Source organism: Amycolatopsis sp. NPDC049691 (assembly GCF_040675005.1).
Classification (GTDB): domain Bacteria; phylum Actinomycetota; class Actinomycetes; order Mycobacteriales; family Pseudonocardiaceae; genus Amycolatopsis.
Genome location: NZ_JBFANX010000001.1, coordinates 737,114 through 753,046, shown reverse-complemented (window position 1 = coordinate 753,046; position 15,933 = coordinate 737,114). Strand labels below are relative to the sequence as shown.

At 70.7% G+C, this 15,933-nt stretch carries 13 protein-coding genes; 6 read left to right on the top strand and 7 right to left on the bottom strand.

Annotated features, from left to right (window positions below; all coding sequences use genetic code 11):
- Position 1: 1 nt before the first annotated feature.
- Genes AB0J40_RS03610 through AB0J40_RS03595 form a run of 4 tightly spaced genes read right to left on the bottom strand, consistent with a single transcriptional unit; the run spans position 2 to position 5,218 of the window.
- Positions 2–1,600 carry a carboxyl transferase domain-containing protein gene (locus tag AB0J40_RS03610; RefSeq protein ID WP_191984197.1) on the bottom strand — a complete coding sequence of 533 codons (1,599 nt, stop codon included), beginning with the start codon at positions 1,598–1,600 and terminating at the stop codon, positions 2–4.
- Positions 1,597–2,745, bottom strand: a complete 1,149-nt coding sequence (locus tag AB0J40_RS03605; RefSeq protein ID WP_364446916.1) for an acyl-CoA dehydrogenase family protein — start codon at positions 2,743–2,745, stop codon at positions 1,597–1,599. The genes AB0J40_RS03610 and AB0J40_RS03605 overlap by 4 nt, the downstream gene beginning before the upstream one ends.
- Positions 2,742–4,430, bottom strand: coding sequence for an acyclic terpene utilization AtuA family protein (locus tag AB0J40_RS03600; RefSeq protein ID WP_364446914.1), 1,689 nt, complete (start codon positions 4,428–4,430; stop codon positions 2,742–2,744). The genes AB0J40_RS03605 and AB0J40_RS03600 overlap by 4 nt, the downstream gene beginning before the upstream one ends.
- On the bottom strand, positions 4,427–5,218 hold the full coding sequence (locus AB0J40_RS03595) for a TIGR03084 family metal-binding protein (protein WP_364446911.1): 792 nt from the start codon (positions 5,216–5,218) through the stop codon (positions 4,427–4,429). The genes AB0J40_RS03600 and AB0J40_RS03595 overlap by 4 nt, the downstream gene beginning before the upstream one ends.
- A gap of 141 nt (positions 5,219–5,359) precedes the next feature.
- On the opposite strand from AB0J40_RS03595, the gene AB0J40_RS03590 reads away from it, so the two are divergent.
- From AB0J40_RS03590 to AB0J40_RS03575, 4 genes are all read left to right on the top strand, one after another.
- Positions 5,360–6,199, top strand: coding sequence for an enoyl-CoA hydratase-related protein (locus AB0J40_RS03590; protein ID WP_364446908.1), 840 nt, complete (start codon positions 5,360–5,362; stop codon positions 6,197–6,199).
- Positions 6,196–6,801 carry an acetoacetate decarboxylase family protein gene (locus tag AB0J40_RS03585; protein WP_364446905.1) on the top strand — a complete coding sequence of 202 codons (606 nt, stop codon included), beginning with the start codon at positions 6,196–6,198 and terminating at the stop codon, positions 6,799–6,801. Before AB0J40_RS03590 ends, AB0J40_RS03585 begins: the two co-directional genes overlap by 4 nt.
- Before the next feature lie 225 nt (positions 6,802–7,026).
- The gene (locus AB0J40_RS03580) at positions 7,027–9,927 is read left to right on the top strand and encodes a ribonucleoside-diphosphate reductase subunit alpha (RefSeq protein ID WP_364446902.1); all 2,901 of its coding nucleotides are present in this window, start codon (positions 7,027–7,029) and stop codon (positions 9,925–9,927) included.
- A gap of 16 nt (positions 9,928–9,943) precedes the next feature.
- A complete protein-coding gene (locus tag AB0J40_RS03575; protein ID WP_125310633.1) occupies positions 9,944–11,017 on the top strand; it encodes a ribonucleotide-diphosphate reductase subunit beta in 1,074 nt (357 codons plus the stop codon).
- Positions 11,018–11,063: 46 nt separating this feature from the next.
- Here the strand turns inward: AB0J40_RS03575 and AB0J40_RS03570 are convergent, their stop codons facing one another.
- On the bottom strand, positions 11,064–11,420 hold the full coding sequence (locus AB0J40_RS03570) for a DUF2255 family protein (protein ID WP_364446899.1): 357 nt from the start codon (positions 11,418–11,420) through the stop codon (positions 11,064–11,066).
- Between the two features lie 103 nt (positions 11,421–11,523).
- On the opposite strand from AB0J40_RS03570, the gene AB0J40_RS03565 reads away from it, so the two are divergent.
- Entirely contained in the window at positions 11,524–12,435 is a 912-nt protein-coding gene (locus tag AB0J40_RS03565; protein WP_364446896.1) for an alpha/beta hydrolase, read from the top strand.
- Here AB0J40_RS03565 and AB0J40_RS03560 read toward each other — a convergent pair.
- Positions 12,423–12,827 (bottom strand): pyridoxamine 5'-phosphate oxidase family protein, encoded by a 405-nt coding sequence (locus AB0J40_RS03560; RefSeq protein WP_364446893.1) that lies wholly within the window; start codon positions 12,825–12,827, stop codon positions 12,423–12,425. The two genes, AB0J40_RS03565 and AB0J40_RS03560, sit on opposite strands and share 13 nt — an antisense overlap.
- An 82-nt stretch (positions 12,828–12,909) precedes the next feature.
- On the opposite strand from AB0J40_RS03560, the gene AB0J40_RS03555 reads away from it, so the two are divergent.
- Entirely contained in the window at positions 12,910–13,851 is a 942-nt protein-coding gene (locus tag AB0J40_RS03555; protein WP_364446890.1) for an AraC family transcriptional regulator, read from the top strand.
- 55 nt (positions 13,852–13,906) lie between these two features.
- On the opposite strand, the gene AB0J40_RS03550 is transcribed toward AB0J40_RS03555, so the two are convergent.
- Positions 13,907–15,724 (bottom strand): diguanylate cyclase, encoded by a 1,818-nt coding sequence (locus AB0J40_RS03550; protein ID WP_364447310.1) that lies wholly within the window; start codon positions 15,722–15,724, stop codon positions 13,907–13,909.
- Positions 15,725–15,933: the final 209 nt, after the last annotated feature.

Sequence of the window (15,933 nt, the reverse complement as noted above, 5' to 3'; positions counted from 1 at the left end):
CTCACATCCGGAAGACGCCGAAGCCCTCGGCGCCCTTCACTGGTCCATTGTGGATCGCGGACAGGCTCAGGCCCAGCACGGTGCGGGTGTCGCGCGGGTCGATGATGCCGTCGTCGTAGAGCATGCCGGAGAGGAACATCGGCATCGACTCGGCTTCGATCTGGCCTTCCACCATGGCGCGCATCGCCTTGTCGTGCTCCTCGTTGTACTCCTGGCCGCGACTTTCGGCCGCCGCGCGGGCCACGATGGAGAGCACGCCGGCCAGCTGCGCCGGGCCCATCACCGCGGACTTCGCGCTCGGCCAGGCGAACAGGAAGCGCGGATCGTAGGCCCGGCCGCACATGCCGTAGTGGCCGGCGCCGTAGGACGCTCCCATGAGGACGGACAGGTGCGGCACCTTCGAGTTCGAAACCGCGTTGATCATCATCGCGCCGTGCTTGATGATGCCGCTCTGCTCGTACTCCTTGCCGACCATGTAGCCGGTCGTGTTGTGCAGGAACACCAGCGGTGTGTCGATCTGGTTGGCCAGCTGGATGAACTGCGCGGCCTTCTGCGACTCCTCGCCGAACAGCACACCCTGGGCGTTGGCCAGCACGCCGACCGGGTAGCCGTGGATGCTCGCCCAGCCCGTCACCAGCGAAGAGCCGTAGAGCGGCTTGAACTCGTCGAAGTCGGAGCCGTCGACGACGCGGGCGATGACCTCGCGCGGGTCGAAGGGCACTTTGAGGTCGGTCGGGACGATCCCGAGCAGGTCTTCGGCGTCGTAGAGCGGCTCTTCGTAGTCCGGCTTCGGCGTCGGGCCCTGCTTGGTCCAGTTGAGCCGCTTGATGATGTTCCGGCCGAGGCGGATCGCGTCCTGCTCGTCGACGGCCAGGTAGTCGGCCAGGCCGGACGTCCGCGCGTGCATCTCGGCGCCGCCGAGCGACTCGTCGTCGGACTCCTCGCCGGTGGCCATCTTGACCAGCGGCGGACCGCCGAGGAACACCTTCGCGCGTTCCTTGACCATCACGACGTAGTCCGACATGCCCGGCAGGTACGCCCCACCCGCGGTGGAGTTGCCGAAGACCAGCGCGACCGTCGGGCAGCCCGCCGCCGAGGCGCGCGTGATGTCGCGGAAGATCCGGCCGCCGGGGATGAAGATCTCCTTCTGCGTCGGCAGGTCCGCGCCGCCGGACTCGACGAGGTTGATCGACGGCAGCCGGTTCTGCGCGGCGATGTCCGCGGCCCGGAAGCTCTTCTTCGTGGTCCACGGGTTGCTCGCGCCACCCTTGACCGTCGGGTCGCTGGCCGAGATCAGGCACTCGACGCCTTCGACGACCCCGATGCCGGTCACCAGGCTGGCACCGACGCGGTAGTCGGTGCCCCACGCGGCCAGCGGCGACAGCTCCAGGAACGGCGAGTCCTGGTCGAGCAGCAGCTCGATCCGCTCGCGGGCCAAGAGCTTGCCGCGCTTGCGGTGGCGCTCGACGTACTTTTCACCGCCGCCGGCCACGGCCTTGGCCTGCTCGGCGTCGATCTCGGCGAGCTTCTCCAGCATCGCCTCGCGGTTCGCGCCGAACTCGGCGGCCCGCGTGTCCACTGTGGACCTCAAGGTAGTCACGAGGTGTATCCCAATCGCTTCGCGGCCAGGCCGGTGAGGATCTCGGTGGTGCCGCCGCCGATGCCGAGGATCCGGACGTCGCGGTAGTGCCGCTCCACTTCGGACTCGCGCATGTAGCCGAGCCCGCCGTGCAGCTGGACGGCCTCGTTGACCACCCACTCGGCGGCTTCGACGGCGGTGTTCTTCGCGAAACAGGCTTCGGCGATGACCTCTTCCCCCGAGACGTGCCGGATCGCGGCCTGCCGGGTGTAGGTCCGGGCGACGTCGACGCGCCGCGCCATCTCGGTGAGCTTGTGCTGCACGACCTGCCGCGAGATGAGCGGCCTGCCGAACGTCTCGCGCAGCCGGCACCAGTCCAGCGTCAGGTCGAGCGCCCGCTGGGCGTGCGCGTACGCCTGCACGGCCAGCGAAAGCCGTTCGGTGACGAACTGGGTGGCGACCTGCGCGAATCCGCTGTTCTCGGCGCCGACCAGGTTCTCCACCGGCACCCGGACGTCCACGTAGGACAGTTCGGCGGTGTCGGAGCAGAGCCAGCCCATCTTCTCCAGCTTGCGCGACACGGTGAACCCGGGCGTCCCGCGCTCGACGACGATCAGGGAAAGCCCGTGGGCGCCGTCGCCGCCGGTGCGCACGACCGTCGTGACGAAGTCCGCGCGGCAGCCGGAGGTGATGTAGGTCTTGGCGCCGTTGACGACGTATTCGTCGCCTTCGCGGACGGCGGTGGTCCGGATCCCGGCGACGTCGGACCCGCCGTCGGGTTCGGTGACGGCCAGCGAACCGATCTTGTCACCGGCCAAGGTCGGGCGGACCCAGCGTTCGATCTGCACCGGGTCGTTCGCCTCGGCGATGTGCGGGACGGCGATGCCGCAGGTGAACAGCGACGCGAAGAGCCCGCCGGACCCGCCCGCGTAGTGCATCTCCTCGGCGACGACCAGCGCGTCGAGGTAGTTGCCGTCGCCGCCGCCGACCTCCTCGGGGAAGGCGACGCCGAGCAGGCCCAGGTCCCCGGCTCTGCGGTGCAGGTCGCGCGGCAGCTCGCCCGCGCGCTCCCAGTCGTCGAGGTGCGGCAGGACCTCCTGCTCGACGAACCGGCGGACGGTCTTGCGCAGCTCGGCCCGTTCGGGCGTCCGGAAGGGATCGGTCACAGGAGCACCTCGGGGACGTCGATCTCGCGGGACCGCAGCCATTCGCCGAAGGCCTTGGCCTGCGGGTCGAACCGCGCCTGCGACGCGACCCCCTGGCCGAGGATGCCTTCCACGACGAAGTTCATCGCCCACAGGTTCGGCAGCAGGTAGCGCGTCACCGGCAGGTCGGCGGTCTCGGGCAGCAGCAGCTTGAACTCGGGCACGGTCAGCCGGTGCACCAGCCACCGCCACGCTTCTTCGGACCGCACCCAGACGCCGAGGTTGGCGTTGCCGCCCTTGTCGCCGCTGCGGGCACCGGCGATGGTGCCCAGCGGGACGCGGCGCACCCGCCCGTGGTCCAGGGGTTCGGGCAGCGCCGGCTCGTCCACATCGGACAAGTCCCGAGTGGACGTCGAAGGCGCGATGTCGACCCGCATCCCGTCCGGCAGCACGGCGACGTGCGGGACCTTTTCCGCCGGCACGTACGCCGCGGTGTAGACACCGAACGGCGAGGCGTCCGAAGGCGGCGCGGTGACGTGGAAGCCCGGGTAGCTGGCCAAGGCGAGTTCGACGGCGGCGCCGGTGAACGCTCGCCCAGCCACCTTCGGGTCGGCGTCCTTGACGGCGACGTGCAGCAGCGCACTGGCGGTCTGCTCGGTGTCGGCGTCGGCGTGGTCGGTGCGGGCGAGGGTCCAGCGGACGTCGGCGGGCGGCCGCTCCTTCAAGGAGGCTTCGAGCTGTTCCTTCACCAGCGCGGCTTTCGCCTCGATGTCGAGTCCGGTGAGGACGAACGTCGTCTCGTTCCGGAACCCGCCGAGAGTGTTCAGCGCGACCTTGAGCGTGGGCGGTGGAGCTTCCCCGCGGACGCCCGAGATGCGGACACGGTCGGGTCCGTCCTGGCTCAGGGAAAGCGTGTCGAACCGGGTGGTGACGTCGGGCCCGGCGTACCGCGCGCCGGTGATCTCGTACAGCAGCTGGGCGGTGACGGTTCCGGTGTTCACCACTCCCCCGGTGCCCGGGTGCTTGGTGATGACGCTGGAGCCGTCGGCTTCGATCTCGGCGATCGGGAAGCCCGGCACGCCCAGGGAGTGCTCGGTGAAGAACGCGTAGTTGCCGCCGGTGGCCTGGGCGCCGCATTCGATGACGTGCCCGGCCGCGACCGCGCCGGCGAGGGCGTCGAAGTCGTCGCGGGCCCAGCCGTAGTGCGCGGCGGCCGGGCCGACGATGACCGAGGCGTCGGTGACGCGGCCGGTGACGACGACGTCGGCACCCGCGTTCAGGCACTCGACGATGCCCCACGCGCCGAGGTAGGCGTTGGCCGTCAACGGCTTTCCGAGGTCCAGCTCGTCCGCGCGGGCCACGAGGTCGTCGCCTTCGACGTGCGCGATCTTGACGTCGAGGCCCAGTTTCGAGGCCAGTTCGCGGAGGGCGCCGGCGAGCCCGGCCGGGTTGAGCCCGCCCGCGTTGGCGACGATCTTGACGCCCTTTTCCCGTGCCAGGCCGAGGTTCTCCTCCATCTGGCGCAGGAACGTCTTGGCGTAGCCGCGATTGGCGTCCTTCATCCGGTCGCGGCCGAGGATGAGCATGGTCAGCTCGGCCAGGTAGTCGCCGGTCAGGACGTCCAGCGGGCCACCGGTGAGCATCTCGCGGACCGCGGAGAACCGGTCGCCGTAGAAGCCGGAGGCGTTGCCGATGCGGTAGGTCATGCGAACTGCCCCGGCTTCCGCCCCGCTCCGGGCGGCCCGGCGAAGGCCTGCGCGATGCCGAGCCACTCCTCGACGTCGGCGCCGTGCGCGACCAGGTCGGTGTCGGCCGGGTGCCGCCGCTGCGTGACGACCAGGCAGAAGTCGAGCGCGCTGCCGGTCAGCTTCTGCTCGGCGTCTTCCGGGCCGAACGCCCAGGTGGAACCGTCCGGCGCGGTGAGTTCGACGCGGAACTCCTCCGCCGGCGGGGCGAGCGAGTTGACCTTGTAGGCGAAGTCGCGGGTGCGCGTGCCGAAGCGGGCGATGTGCCAGATGCGGGCGGTCGGCTCGCGGGTGAGCCCGAGGGCGTCGAAGACGTCCTGGCCGTGTGCCCAGGTCTCCATCATCCGCGCGGTCGCCATCGAGGCGGCGCTCATCGGCGGGCCGTACCAGGGCAGCTTCTGCCCGTCCGGCACCGCGGCGAGCGCTTCGGCGAGCGCGGCCCGGCCTTCCCGCCAGTCCGCGAGGATCTCCGCGGGTGGCCGCCGCGCCCCGGCCTCGGCACCGTCGTCGACGTAGGTCTCCCCCGCCTTGAGCAGCTCCTCGACCTCGGCCTGCCAGTCCTCCGGGCGGGCCGCGGCGATCAGGGCCTTCCGGTCGGTCCAGGCCAGGTGCGCGATCTGGTGCGCGATCGTCCACCCTTCGGCGGGTGTCGCCCGCGCCCAGTCCGGCGCCGGCAGGTCCGCCACCACGTCGTCGATCGTCCGTGTCTCCGCGTCGAGATCCCCGAGGATCACGCCGAGGTCCGCCATCGCCCGCCTCCTTGCGTCCTGGCGCCCAGCGTCGCACCGGCCGCCGGAAAAATCAAGCACGCCTGATTGTTTCGGCCCGGACGCTGCGAACCCACTATTGACATCTTGCCAGTAGCGTCGGACTGCAATACTTTCCTGACCATGGCCGACTACGCCGAGATCACCTACGCCGTCGCGGACCGGATTGCCACGGTCACGCTGAACCGCCCCGAGGCGCGCAACGGCTACACGATCCGGATGGCCGACGAGCTCGGCGCGGCGATGGACCGAGCGGACCGTGACGAGGACGTCCGCGTGGTCGTGCTGACCGGGGCGGGCAAGGACTTCTGCGTCGGCGCCGACCTGTCGCAGGGCGGTTTCGACTTCGACCCGTCGACGGGTCCGGACGCGGCGTGGCAGGAGCCCGCCGGCCGGTGCTCGAAGCGGATCTTCACGATGAACAAGCCGGTGATCGCGGCCCTGCACGGCGCGGCGGTCGGCGGCGGCGTCACGATCACGCTCTCGTGCGACTACCGGCTCGCGTCGGAGGATTCCCGGTTCGGCTTCGTGTTCACCCGCCGCGGGATCTACCCCGAAGGCGCGTCGGCGTGGTTCCTCCCCCGGCTCGTCGGCATGGGCACGGCCCTGGACTGGATGATCAGCGGCCGCGTGTTCCCGGCGGCCGAGGCTCTGGAAAAGGGTCTGGTGCACAAGGTTTTCCCGGCGGGAACGGTGCTCGACGAGGCTTACGCGCTGGCTCGCGAGATCGTCGCGACGACCGCCCCGGTGTCGGTCGCGGTGACCCGCCAGCTGCTCTACCGGATGGCGAGCGCCGAATCGCCGTTTCCGGTGCACGAGCTGGATTCGAAGCTGATCGGCGGTCTGGGCGCGAGCCCCGACGCCGTCGAGGGCGTCCTGTCGTTCCTGCAGAAGCGGCCGCCGGAGTTCGGCATGCGCGTCGACAAGGACCTGCCCCCGTACCTCCCTTGGTTGGACGCATGAACCGCTACCCACCGCAGCCCTGGCACCTGACCGCCGACGCGCGGGTCTCGATCTGGCGGGTGCCGCCGTCCGCGTTGCCCGCCTTGCCCGCCGGCGCTTCCCCATTGCTGGTCGCCGGGATGGCGTCGGTGTTCACGGCGTGGATCGACTACACCCCGCCGGGCGAGATGTCCTACCACGAGCTGCTGGCGGCGGTGTCGATCAAGGCGCGCCGGGTGTCGTGCTCGATCACGGAGATCTGGGTCGACAGCGAGGCGTCGATGGCCGGCGGCCGCGAGCTGTGGGCGATCCCGAAGGGCCTGGCCACCCTGGACTTCACGAGCGGCCCCACCTTCACGGCGACCGCGGCCACGTCCGACGACTGGATCGCGACGGCGGCCTTCAAGCGCCGCCCGGGTCTGCCACTGCGGATCCCGACGTCGTTCGAGGTGGTCCAGGAGCGCGACGGCCTGCTCCGGACCCCGGTGAGCGCGAAGATCGGCCCGCGCCCGGCGTCGGCGGACTGGAGCTTCAACCCGGACGGCCCGCTGGGCTACCTCGACGGCCGCCGCCCGGTGGCGAGCCTGGAACTGCCTTCCTCGGAGTTGCGCTTCGGCGCCTGAACTGCACCTCTGGGTGATCACGTAACCCGCCAGGGTGAGCCCCCGACACGCCATCCCTTGGGTCCCGCGCGGGGACCGACCCCTACATGTAGTCTCTGGTGACCGGCAGCCCCCAGCGACGGGGAGACCGCTGCGGAGGGTCGCCGGGCAGCTTTGAAGAACCTGCAGCGCACGGCCTCGCGAGGCCGTGCGGCGATCCAACGCGCCCAAAACTTGGAGACACGCATGTCAGTCGAAACCGGTCAGCGGCCCTCCGCCGCCGACGCACCCACCGCGATCCGGGTCATCCGGCGGGACGGCAGCGTGTCGCCGTTCGACGCCGGGAAGATCTCGGTCGCGCTGACCAAGGCGTTCCTCGCGGTCGAGGGCGGCGACGCCGCCGCGTCCTCCCGCGTGCACCACGTCGTCGCCGAGCTGACCCAGCAGGTCGAGACCACCCTGCTCCGCCACGCCGGCCCCGAAACCGCCCTGCACATCGAGCAGATCCAGGACATCGTCGAACTCGCGCTGATGCGCGGCGAGCACCACAAGGTCGCCCGCGCCTACGTCCTCTACCGCGAGGAGCGCAGCAAGGCCCGCGAGGCCGCCAAGCCCGCCGCCACCGAGGCCGCCTTGAACGTCAAGGGCGCCGACGGCGTCCTGCGCCCGCTCGACTGGGCCCGCGTGTCCCACGTCGTGGGCGAGGCCGTCGCCGGGCTGGAGGACGTCGAAGCCGAGCCGGTGCTCGCCGAGGCCAAGCGCAACCTCTACGACGGCATCAGCGCCGACGAGCTGGCCCTGGCCCAGGTCCTGGCCGCCCGCGTGCTCGTCGAGCAGGAGCCGAACTACTCCTTCGTCTCCGCCCGCCTGCTGCTGGACAAGCTGCGCGGCGAGGCGCTGAGCTACCTGGCGGGCAAGCCGCGCCAGGCCAGCCAGGACGAGATGGCCACCGAGTACCCCGCGTACTTCCGCGCCTACCTGCGCCGCGCGGTCGAGCTGGAGCTGGTCGACCCCGAGCTGCAGCGCTTCGACCTGGACAAGATCACCGCCGCGATCCGCCCCGAGCGCGACCTCGACTTCGGGTTCCTCGGCCTGCAGACGCTCTACGACCGGTACTTCCAGCACCACGACGGCACCCGCTTCGAGCTGCCGCAGGCCTTTTTCATGCGCGTCGCCATGGGTCTCGCGATCCGGGAAGACGACCGCGAAGCCCGCGCCATCGAGTTCTACGAGCTGCTGTCGAGCTTCCACTTCATGGCGTCCACGCCGACGCTGTTCAACTCGGGCACCACGCGCCCGCAGCTGTCGTCCTGCTTCCTGACCACCGTGGACGACGACCTGGACTCGATCTTCCAGGCCTACAAGAACAACGCGCTGCTGGCCAAGTACTCGGGCGGCCTCGGCAACGACTGGACCCCGGTCCGCGGCCTCGGCGCGCACATCAAGGGCACCAACGGCCAGTCGCAGGGCGTCGTGCCGTTCCTCAAGATCGCCAACGACACCGCCGTCGCGGTCAACCAGGGCGGCAAGCGCAAGGGCGCGGCCTGCGCGTACCTCGAGACGTGGCACGTGGACATCGAGGAGTTCCTCGACCTGCGCAAGAACACCGGTGACGACCGCCGCCGCACCCACGACATGAACACCGCGAACTGGGTGCCGGACGAGTTCCTCCGCCGCGTCGAGGCCAACGCCGAGTGGACGCTGTTCTCGCCGAACGAGACGCCGGACCTGCACGACCTCTACGGCAACGAGTTCGCCGCCCGCTACCGCGAGTACGAGGCGATGGCCGACCGCGGCGAGATCAAGGTGTTCCGCCGGATCCGCGCGGTCGACCTGTGGCGCCGCATGCTGACCATGCTGTTCGAGACCGGCCACCCGTGGATCACGTTCAAGGACCCGTGCAACCTGCGCTCGCCGCAGCAGCACGTCGGCGTCGTGCACTCGTCCAACCTGTGCACCGAGATCACGCTGAACACGACCACCGACGAGGTCGCGGTCTGCAACCTCGGCTCGGTGAACCTGCTCAAGCACGTCACCCCGTCCGGTTTGGACACCAAGCGGCTCGAGAAGACCGTGCGCACGGCCGTCCGCATGCTGGACAACGTGATCGACATCAACTTCTACACGATCCCGGAGGCGCGCCGCTCCAACCTGCGCCACCGCCCGGTCGGCCTGGGCATCATGGGCTTCCAGGACGCGCTGTTCGAGATCGGCGTCCCGTTCGCCTCGGAAGAGGCCGTCAAGTTCGCCGACGTCTCGATGGAGCACCTCTCCTACTACGCGATCTCGGCGTCGACGGACCTCGCCGAGGAGCGCGGCCAGTACCAGTCGTTCGAGGGATCGCTGTGGAGCAAGGGCATCCTGCCGATCGACTCGATGCAGCTGCTCATCGACGCGCGCCAGGGTGACGGCCTCGACGTCGACCTGTCGTCCACCCTGGACTGGGCGCCGCTGCGCGAGCGCGTCAAGACCGTCGGCATGCGCAACTCCAACGTGATGGCGATCGCGCCGACGGCGACGATCTCCAACATCTCGGGCGTCGGCCAGTCGATCGAGCCGCTGTTCCAGAACCTGTTCGTCAAGTCGAACATGTCCGGCGACTTCACCGTCGTCAACCCGCACCTGGTGAAGAGCCTCAAGGAACGCGGGCTCTGGGACGAGGTCATGGTCAGCGACCTCAAGTACTTCGACGGCAGCCTCGGCCAGATCGACCGCGTGCCGGACGACCTGAAGGCGCTGTACGCGACCGCGTTCGAGATCGAGTCGAAGTGGATCGTCGACGCCGGTTCGGTGCGCCAGAAGTGGATCGACCAGGCGCAGTCGCTGAACCTGTACATCGCGGCGCCCAGCGGCCGCAAGCTCGACGAGCTGTACCGCTACGCGTGGCACAAGGGCCTCAAGACCACGTACTACCTGCGGGCGCAGTCCGCGACGCACGTGGAGAAGAGCACCCTGCGCGGCACCGACGGCAAGCTGAACGCCGTCTCGGCCACCCCGGCGCCCGCCGCGGTGCCGGCCGCGGCGCCCGCTCCGGCCCCGGCCCCGACGCCGTCCCCCGCGCCGAAGCCGGCGCCGGACGTCGACTTCGTGGCCACCGAAGGCGCCGCCTGCCGCATCGACGACCCCGACTGCGAAGCCTGCCAGTAAAGGAATCCCTGCACAGATGACGAACGTGGAGACGACGGACGCGACCGGCCTCGGGGAGATCGAGGTCGGCGCCGCCCGGATCAACGTCGACGACAAGCGCATGATCAACGCGCGCGCCGACGTCAACCAGCTGCTGCCGATGAAGTACAAGTGGGCGTGGGAGAAGTACCTCGCCGGCTGCAACAACCACTGGATGCCGACCGAGGTCGCCATGCAGGCCGACATCGCGCTGTGGAAGTCGCCGGACGGCCTCACCGAGGACGAGCGGCAGATGCTCAAGCGCAATCTGGGCTTCTTCGCAACCGCGGAGTCCTTGGTGGCCAACAACATCGTGCTCGCGGTGTACCGGCAGATCACCAACCCCGAGTGCCGCCAGTACCTGCTGCGCCAGGCGTTCGAGGAGGCCGTGCACACGCACACCTTCCAGTACATCTGCGAAAGCCTCGGCCTGGTCGAGGGCGAGCTGTTCAACATGTACCGCGAGGTTCCGTCCATTTCGGACAAGGACGCGTGGGCGCTGAAGTACACGCAGAACCTGGAGAACCCGGACTTCGAGACCGGGACGCCGGAGGCCGACCAGGCGTTCCTGCGCGACCTCGTCGCGTTCTACGTGATCTTCGAGGGCATGTGGTTCTACACCGGTTTCGCGCAGATCCTGTCGCTGGGCCGCCGGAACAAGATGGTCGGCATCGCCGAGCAGTACCAGTACATCCTGCGTGACGAGTCGATCCACCTGAACTTCGGCATCGACTGCATCAACCAGATCAAGATCGAGAACCCGCACCTGTGGACCGAAGAGTTCCAGGCCGAGGTGCGCGGGATGCTGCAGGAGGCGTGCGAGCTGGAGGTCGCGTACGCGCGCGACACGATGCCGCGCGGCATGCTCGGCCTGTCGGCGCAGTTGTGCGAGCAGTACATGCACTTCATCACCGACCGGCGCGCGCAGCAGATCGGCCTGGCGCCGATCTTCGGCGAGACCGAGAACCCGTTCCCGTGGATGTCCGAGGCGATGGACCTGAAGAAGGAGAAGAACTTCTTCGAGACCCGCGTCATCGAGTACCAGTCGGGCGGCGCGCTCGACTGGGACTGAGGTCCGCCGGGCCCGGCCACGCCTTTCGGGGCGTGGCCGGGCTTTTTCACGCCACCGGGTCGATCCGGACCGTCGCGGCCCGGGCCTCGGGGCTCGCGACGAGGGCGTCGGACACGGGTCCGTACTTGCCGGCGAAGGCGGCGTCGAGGCCGGCGGGCGGTTCGACGACGGGCGTGAACGACACCGCGCGGGTGATGCCGCCCAGCTCGATCCGGCCGTGGCCGTGCTCGCTCGCCGCGCGGTACCAGCGCGAGCGGACGCCGCGGTAGGCCCGGACGTACACCCCGCCGTCGACGACCGCCAAGCCGATCTCGACGCCAGGCCCGCCACCGTCCCCGGCGGTCAGGACGAGCGAGTAGCCGTCGGCGAGCCGGGCGAGGTCTTCGGGTGTCCAGGTGGTCATGGTTCCAGTGTGGAGCTTCCGCGACGCCGGTGCGGGGGCAGGATCCTGCCCAGGCAGGAACTCTCGGCTTTTCGCCCCCCGCTCGTCAGGCGATGGTGTCTTCATGACCAAGACCACCGTCACCTTCCCCAGCGCCGGCCTCGACATCGCCGCGCACCTCTACGTCCCCGACGACACCGGCGCCCCGCGCCCGGCTCTTGTCGTCGGCCACCCCGGCACCGGTGTCAAGGAGCAGACCTCCGGGACCTACGCGCGGCTGATGGCCGAGCGCGGGTTCGTCACTCTGGCCTTCGACGCCGCCCACCAGGGCGAGTCCGGTGGCCTGCCGCGCGGCCTGGAGGATCCGGCCCAGCGGATCGAAGACTTCAAGGCCGCCGTCTCGTTCCTCACCACCCGGCCCGAGGTCGACGCCGGCCGGATCGGGCTGCTGGGCATCTGCGCCTCCGGTGGCTACTCGCTCGCCGCCACCGGTGGCGACCACCGGGTCAAGGCCGTGGCGACCGTCTGCACGGCCGAACCCGCCCGCCAGTTCCGCTACGGCGCCGACGGCACCCAGGACCCGGCCGTCTTCCAGGGCCTGCTCGACGCCGCCGCGCAGGCGCGCACCGCCGCCGCCCGCGGCGAGGACCCCGGCGTGCTGACGATGTTCCCCGAAACCGCCGCGGAAGCGGGCGCGCTCGGCGGGCAGCACGGCATCGAAGGGTGGGAGTACTACTGCGGCGCCCGCGGCCACCACGAGCGGTCGGCGAAGTTCCTCACCTGGGACAGCGTCGACAAGATGGCCGCGAGCGACGTCTTCCACGCCGTCCCGCTGATCGGCCCGCGGCCGATGCTGCAGATCCTCGGCGAGCGCGCCGTCACCGCGTGGATGGGCCTGGAAGCGCACCGGCGCGCGACCGGCCCCGCCGAGATCCACTGGATCGCGGGCGCGAGCCACGTCGACCTCTACGACAAGCGCGAGTACATCGACCTCGCCGTCGACAAGCTCGCCGGCTACTTCGGTCAGTACGTGTAGCGGCGCACCTTCTCCGGGTGGATCACCAGCCGGAGCTGCTCCACAGCCAGGATTCCCTTGAGGTCCGCCGCACGGGACGGGTCGTCGAGGTCCCAGTACCGCGCGGCCAGTCGCGCCGCGAGGTCGTGCGCCCCATCGGGTTCGAGGGAAACCGGGCCGGCGGCCGAAACCCACCGTTCGCGCTCGCCCACCGGGGCCGCCACGACGAGCGACGCCCGCGGGTCGCGGCGCACCCGGCGCACCTTCGGCGAGTCCGGTTCCGTGAACAGCTGGATCGTGCCTTCGGCCGTCGCCTCGAACCAGACGGGCCGGGGCTCGCCGCCCGCCACCGTCAGGAAGCCGTGGAGGGGCCGGCGGAGGAAGTCGAGGTCTTGTTCGGTCAACGCGGTCATGACGACCAGTCAACCCGGTCCGCTCGGACGATCCCATGGGCAGAACACCGGAACACCTGCGTGATCGTCTAACCTCGGCGAGGTGGACGCCTTCGGTGACCTCTTCCGCGACGTGCGGGCCCACGGCTCGCTGTTCGGCAGCTCGGCCCTGTCCCCGCCGTGGGCCCTGCACTTCGTCGACGGCGCGCCGCTGACCCTGTGCACTGTCCTCGCCGGCGGTGGCTGGATCGTGCCGGACCACGGGACGCCCGAACCGCTGCGCGCCTACGACACCGTCGTCGTGCGCGGGCCCGGGACGTTCACCTTCGTCGACGAACCCGGCACCACCGCGGAACCGGTGGCGTGCGGGGAGTTCTGCGCGGCACCCGAGCAGGGCGGGACCCGGCACCGGCGCGGCTGGCACGATCCCGGCGAAGGCACGACGACCCTCATCACGGGCGCCTACCCCGTCCGCGGCGAGATCGGCCGCCGGCTGCTGGACGCCCTGCCGGTCGTGCTGCGCGTGGACGGCGGCGGCACCGGCGACGCCGTGCTGGACCACCTCGCCGCCGAGGTCGCCGTCGACGCGCCGGGCCAGCAGGTGGTGCTCGACCGGCTGCTGGACTGGATGCTGGTCTGCACGCTGCGCGAGTGGTTCGACCGGCCCGGCGGCGCACCCCCGGCGTGGTGGACCGCCCAGCGCGACCCGGTCGTCGGCCGAGCGCTGCGGCTCCTGCACGCCGAACCGGCGGCGCCGTGGACGGTCGGGACGCTGGCCGCCCGCACGGGGGTGTCGCGCTCGACGCTGGCGAAGCGGTTCGGCGACCTGGTCGGCGAACCACCGCTGACGTACCTGACCCGCCACCGCATGAGGCTCGCGGCGGACCTCCTGGTGGAGCGCGACACCGCGACGGTCGCGGAGGTCGCGCACGCCGTGGGGTACGCGGACGCGTTCTCGTTCAGCGCGGCGTTCAAGCGGGTGCGCGGCCGCACCCCTTCGGACGTCCGGCGCGCCCGGAACCACCGAGGGGCCGCAGCGCCATGACTCCGACCGCGGGTCGGCAAACAGGGGTCACCAAGGCCACATCGGTTCCGGCGGGTCAGGTGCCGGGGTGCCGCGCGATCAGCTCGTCGACCTCGTCGCCCGTTGCCGAGTCCGTCACGAACGGGCCGCGCGCCGCGATCACGCCCAGCTGTCGCAACCTGGCCGCCTGTTCGTACGTGCGGACCCCCTCCGCACCTACCCGGAGCTTCAGCTCGCGCGCCCGTGTCACCAGCTGCGTCAGGTGCCGCAACGCCGGCTCCGGCGGGGAATCGGTGTCCAGCGCGTCGACCACCGGGCCGGACAGGATGACGTGGTGGACCGGCAGCCGGTGCTGCGGGATCAGCTCCAGGTCGGCCGAGCCCGAGATCGTCAGCACCAGCTGCGTGCCCAGGTCGGCCAGCACCGCGAACGAGTCCAGAACCTCGCCGCGCGGGTCGAGGACCGAATCCCGGTCCGTGCACAGCCGCAGGGCGTTGGCCGGCAGCTCGTGCTTGTCCAGCTGCTCCTTCACCAGCAGGACCAGGTCCGGGTCGATGGCCAGGCGGGTCGGCAGCCGGACGCACACGTCCGGGGCCGCGTCGCCGAAGCGGGTGCGCCAGCGGGCCGTCGCCGCCAGGGACTCCGCCAGCAGCCAGCGCCCCAGGGGCACCGTCATCCCCGTCGTCTGCGCCAGCGGGTAGAACTCGTCCGAATCCAGCTCGCCCTTCTCCGGGTGGTTCCAGCGCAGGCCCGCGTTGACCGCGGCGAGGCGGTTGGGGTCGGCCAACCGCACCGTCGGCTGGTAGACGAGCGAGAACTCGCCGTTCTCCAGCGCCCCGGCGATCACCGCGCCCAGCTGGTAGCGCCCGCGGTCGCGGGCGTCGAGTTCGGGGTCGAACAGCATCCACTGCGCCTTGCCGGCCTCCTTGGCCCGGTGCAGCGCGATCTCCGCCGCCCGCAGCAGTTCCGCCGCGCCGCCTTCGACGGCCGCGCGCACCACGATGCCCGCGCTCGCGCTCACCCCGATGCCGTGCCCGCCCAGGTAGATCGGCTCGTTGAGGTCCTCCAGGGCCCGCTCGACGAGTTCGACGACCTCGGCGGCGGTGAGCTGCCCGCGCAGCAGCACCGCGAAGCCGTCGCCGGACAGCCGCGCGACGAACCCGTCGTGGTGGCCGGTGAACACCGCCGACAGCTTGCCCGCGACCCCGCGCAGCACCTGGTCGCCGACGCCGGCGCCGAGGCCGTCGTTGACCACCTTGAAGCCGTCGACGTCGAGGTAGATCAGCGCGATGTCGTCGCGCGCGCCGGCACCGAGCGCCGCTTCGAGCTTGGTGGTGAACGACGACGCGTTGGGCAACCCGGTCAGCGGGTCGTGGACGTTCTGGTGCAGCAGCCGTTCCTGCAGCAGGTGCAGCTCGTTCGCGTCGGACACCATCAGCACCGGGTAGACCGACCCCGGCCGGTCGCCGGGCAGCCGGGCGAGGGTGACGTCGGTCCAGAGCTGCCCGTCCTCGGTGTGGTCGAGCAGCATCCGCTCCTGGTAGCGCTCACGACCGGCCCGCACCTGCTCGAGCCCGGCCTTGAGCCGCGAGACGTCGTGGTCGGTCGAGCCGAGGTCGGTGAGGTGCCGGCCGCGCAGCTTGTCCGGCGAGCAGCCGAGCAGCTGGCCGAGCGCGAGGTTCGCCTCGACGATCTCGCCGCCGGGGTCGGCGAGGGCGATCCCCATCGGCGACGCGGCGTAGAGCGCCGTGAACCGCCGCAGGGCGCCGTCGTGGCCCGGGCCGGCGTGGTCGACCGCGTCGTGCGCGATCTCCAGCAGGAGTGGCTCCAGCTCCTCCGGGGGAAGTGTTACTCCTTTGGTGTCGGCCAACGTCGCCGCCCACCTGCGCGCCACGTCCAGCAGTCCTGGCGCGGCACCGGGCTCAGGCACACTCCACCTCTTCATGCACAGGTCAGGCCAGTTCAGCCACGGTGTCGGGGATCATGAAGCCACACTAGGTACCCCTCGGCCGCGACCGATGCCACGCCATCATGCGCGTAACGGGGTGTCTACCGGCTGAACGAGTGAACGAATCTCCACAAGCGGTAACTTTTCGTTACACC